This is a genomic window from uncultured Rhodospira sp. (genome assembly GCF_937138205.1).
Taxonomy (GTDB): domain Bacteria; phylum Pseudomonadota; class Alphaproteobacteria; order Rhodospirillales; family Rhodospirillaceae; genus Rhodospira.
Genome location: NZ_CAKZOT010000020.1, coordinates 1 through 3,323, shown reverse-complemented (window position 1 = coordinate 3,323; position 3,323 = coordinate 1). Strand labels below are relative to the sequence as shown.

Below are 3,323 nucleotides of genomic sequence, written 5' to 3'. Positions count from 1 at the left end.
TACATGTGCGATGTCCTGTGCGGCCACTCATAGGACGTTCAAGCGATTCCCCTGTCCTGACGGCAGTCAAGGTGGAGACGAGCCGATGTCTGACCTGACGCGACGCGTCGAGACGCTGGAAAACGATATGCGCGAGGTCAAGGGTATCTTGGCCCGGATGGAGCCCATGCTGATCCGCATGGACGAGCGCATGAATCATCTGGCCACGAAGGCCGAACTGGCCGAAAAGCCCAGCAAAACCTACATGTGGGGCGTCGTCGGCGTGATGACCGCCGCCGTGTTCGCCGCCGTCGTTCTGGGTGCCACGCTGACCTGATTTGCCGGTGCCGAGGGAGGGCCGCTGCACCGATCGTGGGGCGGAGGGTGTGATGACGGATGAAGATCATCGCGAAATCGCATATGCTTTGCTGGCAATGGCAACGGCCATTGGTAGTGTTCATATATTGGCGGCCTCTTTCATTACAGAAGGCGTTACTGCCCAAGACAAGCTAAAGTACTTTGAGGAATCGTCTAAATCTATTGCCGACATGTACGAAAGCGTTGATCGCGTGGCCAAAAAGGTCGCGGATATTAACAAGGGAGCGGAGTGATGGTGGAATCCGATCCCAACGTGCATATTCTTGATGAGTACCGCCGGACACAGGACAAGGTCCGCAGTCGGCATATGAACGCCGGGCGTAAGTCGCCCAATCATGGGGGGATGGTGGCGGAGGAAGTGGCATGAGCGAGCTTGAGCGCCGGGTCGCGAAAGTTGAATCTGTCCTGGACAGACTCGAACCTCTCATCATCCGCATCGACGAACAGTTGCGGAGCACGCTGCCGCACCTCGCCACCAAGGCCGAGATCGCGGACCTTCGCACCGAAGTCCGTGCCGGCTTGGCCGAAAAGCCCAGCAAAACCTACATGTGGGGCATTGTCGGCGTCATGACCGCCGCCGTGTTCGCCGCCGTCGTGCTGGGTGCCACGCTGACTTGATCCGCCGCCTTCGCCCCCTTGTCCCGCCGCCCGCATCGCCTATACTCCCGGCCTTTTCCAGGACTCGGGACATAAAGGCGCACGCGCATGAGCAAGACCACGGGCGACGTCAGGAAGGTGGTGCTGGCCTATTCGGGCGGGCTCGATACCTCGATCATCCTGCGCTGGCTGCAGGACACCTACGGCTGCGAGGTGGTGACCTTCACCGCCGACATCGGCCAGGGCGAGGAGCTGGAGCCGGCCCGCAAGAAGGCCGAGATGATGGGGATCAAGGAGATCTACATCGACGACCTGACCGAGGAATTCGTCCGCGACTTCGTGTTTCCCATGTTCCGCGCCAACACGCTGTACGAGGGCACGTATCTGCTGGGCACCTCCATCGCCCGGCCCTTGATCGCCAAGCGCCTGGTGGAGATCGCCCGCGAGACCGGCGCCGACGCCATCAGCCACGGCGCCACCGGCAAGGGCAACGATCAGGTGCGCTTTGAGTTGACGGCCTACGCGCTGAAGCCCGACGTCAAGGTCATCGCCCCGTGGCGCGAATGGGACCTGAACAGCCGCGCCAGCCTGATCGCCTACGCCGAGGCGCACCAGATCCCCGTGCCCAAGGACAAGCGCGGCGAGGCGCCCTATTCCATGGACGCCAACCTGCTGCACATCTCGTACGAGGGCAAGGCGCTGGAGGACCCGTGGGTCGAACCCGACGACGACATGTTCCGCATGACGGTGAACCCGGAGCAGGCCCCGGATACCCCCGAGTACGTGGAGATTGAGTTCGAGCGCGGCGACGCCGTGGCCGTCAACGGCGAGCGGTTGACCCCGGGCGCGCTGCTGCGCCGCCTGAACGAGATCGGCGGCCGGCACGGCGTGGGCCGCGTCGATCTGGTCGAGAACCGCTTCGTCGGCATGAAGTCGCGCGGGGTCTATGAGACCCCGGGCGGCACGCTGCTGCTGGCGGCGCACCGGGCGGTGGAGTCGATCACGCTGGACCGCGAGGCGCTGCACCTCAAGGACGAGGTCATGCCGCGCTACGCCAAGCTGATCTATAACGGCTTCTGGTTCGCGCCGGAGCGCGAGGCGTTGCAGGCCCTGATCGACAAGACGCAGGAGCGGGTGACTGGCACCGCGCGGCTGAAGCTGTACAAGGGCAGTGCCATGGTGGTCGGCCGCAAGGCGCCGGTCAGTCTGTACAGCATGGAACACGTGACGTTCGAGGAAGACGCCGTCTATGACCAGCACGACGCCGAAGGCTTCATCAAGCTGAACGCGCTGCGGCTGCGGTTGGGGAACGCGACTAAAGGCTGACGTCAACCACCATGCTCTCGACGTCGGCGGCGCGGCGGCGCTGGCTGATCTCGATCACCAACCGGTTGACGGCGCGGTCGTTGCGCGCCGTCAGGCCGCAGGCGCGGGCGAAGGTCTCGAACGCGGCCAGATCGACGGGATAGCGTTCGACGGTGCCCACGTCCTCCCGCGCCCGCACCGGCAATCCCGCCTGTCGGCCGTGGTAGAGCACGAGGTGATCGCCCTCCAGGCGCGCCAGCACGTCCACCTTGCCCTCGCGGGTGAGTTCCCCGGCCTCGTCGAACATGTCCGTGCGGGCGTCGCGCAGGCGCACCGGCTTGCCCAGGTGGCGGTTCTCCCACAAGGCGGACCACCGCTCCAGATGGCCGTAGAAGTAGCCCACGGCCGGGTGGGCGATCACCCCCATCAGCATCGGCCGCCGGCCGTCGTTGCCGCCGATGGCGGTGAGGGTCAGGAGGGCGGGGTCCGTCGTGTCGGTCATGCGGCGGGTCCCTGTGGCCCGGTGCCAAACACGCCGGCCAGATCGGGGGCCGTCACGGCGCGGTCGAAGGCGCTGTCCAGAGCATCGGGCGGCAGCGAGTCGAGCCGGGTCGCGACGTCATCCGGCAGGGGACCAAATCGCAGCGTGAGTGTGCGCCGCAACGCCTGCCTCATGGCGCGCATTTCGCCCCGCGCCTCACCACGCGCCTCCCCCAGCTTCTCGCCTTCGGCCATCCATTCCTGTGCCGCCAGAGACACCATGCTCGCCTCCCTGTCCGGTCTGGCCCGGTCCCATCAGTCAGTGGGACACCGGGTCTTCGAAGACTGCCGCCAAGTCAGAGGCGGTCAGCGCGCGGTCCAATGTGGCCTCTAACGCCTCCCCTGGAAGCGCATCAATGCGCGCCGCCACGCTGTCCGGTAGCAAACCGAACCGGGCCGTCAGCAAGCGGCGCAAAGCTCGCTTCAGACCGAGGGCTTCGCCTTCGGCCTTGCCCTGCGCTACACCTTCGGCCATCCATTCCTGTGCCGCCAGAGACACCATGCTCGCCTCCCTGTCCGGTCTG

General features: G+C 65.4%; 8 protein-coding genes. 5 read left to right on the top strand and 3 right to left on the bottom strand.

Translation table 11 applies throughout. The features are described from left to right. Window positions 1-85 precede the first annotated feature (85 nt). From Q0309_RS02245 to Q0309_RS02225, 5 genes are all read left to right on the top strand, one after another. Window positions 86-316, top strand: coding sequence for a hypothetical protein (locus Q0309_RS02245; RefSeq protein ID WP_299437009.1), 231 nt, complete (start codon window positions 86-88; stop codon window positions 314-316). A gap of 52 nt (window positions 317-368) precedes the next feature. Then, window positions 369-590, top strand: coding sequence for a hypothetical protein (locus Q0309_RS02240; RefSeq protein ID WP_299437007.1), 222 nt, complete (start codon window positions 369-371; stop codon window positions 588-590). Next, a complete protein-coding gene (locus tag Q0309_RS02235; protein WP_299437005.1) occupies window positions 590-724 on the top strand; it encodes a hypothetical protein in 135 nt (44 codons plus the stop codon). The genes Q0309_RS02240 and Q0309_RS02235 overlap by 1 nt, the downstream gene beginning before the upstream one ends. After that, window positions 721-975, top strand: a complete 255-nt coding sequence (locus tag Q0309_RS02230; protein ID WP_299437003.1) for a hypothetical protein — start codon at window positions 721-723, stop codon at window positions 973-975. The genes Q0309_RS02235 and Q0309_RS02230 overlap by 4 nt, the downstream gene beginning before the upstream one ends. Window positions 976-1,062: 87 nt before the next feature. Continuing rightward, complete coding sequence (locus tag Q0309_RS02225) at window positions 1,063-2,280, top strand: argininosuccinate synthase (protein WP_299437001.1); 1,218 nt, start codon at window positions 1,063-1,065, stop codon at window positions 2,278-2,280. Here Q0309_RS02225 and Q0309_RS02220 read toward each other — a convergent pair. The 3 genes from Q0309_RS02220 to Q0309_RS02210 form a co-directional block, all read right to left on the bottom strand. Beyond that, the gene (locus tag Q0309_RS02220; RefSeq protein WP_299436999.1) at window positions 2,270-2,761 is read right to left on the bottom strand and encodes a hypothetical protein; all 492 of its coding nucleotides are present in this window, start codon (window positions 2,759-2,761) and stop codon (window positions 2,270-2,272) included. The genes Q0309_RS02225 and Q0309_RS02220 overlap by 11 nt on opposite strands. Beyond that, the gene (locus Q0309_RS02215; RefSeq protein WP_299436997.1) at window positions 2,758-3,021 is read right to left on the bottom strand and encodes a hypothetical protein; all 264 of its coding nucleotides are present in this window, start codon (window positions 3,019-3,021) and stop codon (window positions 2,758-2,760) included. The genes Q0309_RS02220 and Q0309_RS02215 overlap by 4 nt, the downstream gene beginning before the upstream one ends. Before the next feature lie 37 nt (window positions 3,022-3,058). Then, window positions 3,059-3,323: hypothetical protein (locus Q0309_RS02210; RefSeq protein ID WP_299436995.1), on the bottom strand; the 265-nt coding region annotated here is incomplete at its 5' end.

Coding starts and splice junctions, on each gene's coding strand:
- Q0309_RS02225 (WP_299437001.1), top strand. CDS start 1,063: ATGAGCAAGACCACGGGCGACGTCAGGAAGGTGGTGCTGGCCTATTCG.
- Q0309_RS02230 (WP_299437003.1), top strand. CDS start 721: ATGAGCGAGCTTGAGCGCCGGGTCGCGAAAGTTGAATCTGTCCTGGAC.
- Q0309_RS02240 (WP_299437007.1), top strand. CDS start 369: ATGACGGATGAAGATCATCGCGAAATCGCATATGCTTTGCTGGCAATG.
- Q0309_RS02235 (WP_299437005.1), top strand. CDS start 590: ATGGTGGAATCCGATCCCAACGTGCATATTCTTGATGAGTACCGCCGG.
- Q0309_RS02245 (WP_299437009.1), top strand. CDS start 86: ATGTCTGACCTGACGCGACGCGTCGAGACGCTGGAAAACGATATGCGC.
- Q0309_RS02215 (WP_299436997.1), bottom strand. CDS start 3,021: ATGGTGTCTCTGGCGGCACAGGAATGGATGGCCGAAGGCGAGAAGCTG.
- Q0309_RS02220 (WP_299436999.1), bottom strand. CDS start 2,761: ATGACCGACACGACGGACCCCGCCCTCCTGACCCTCACCGCCATCGGC.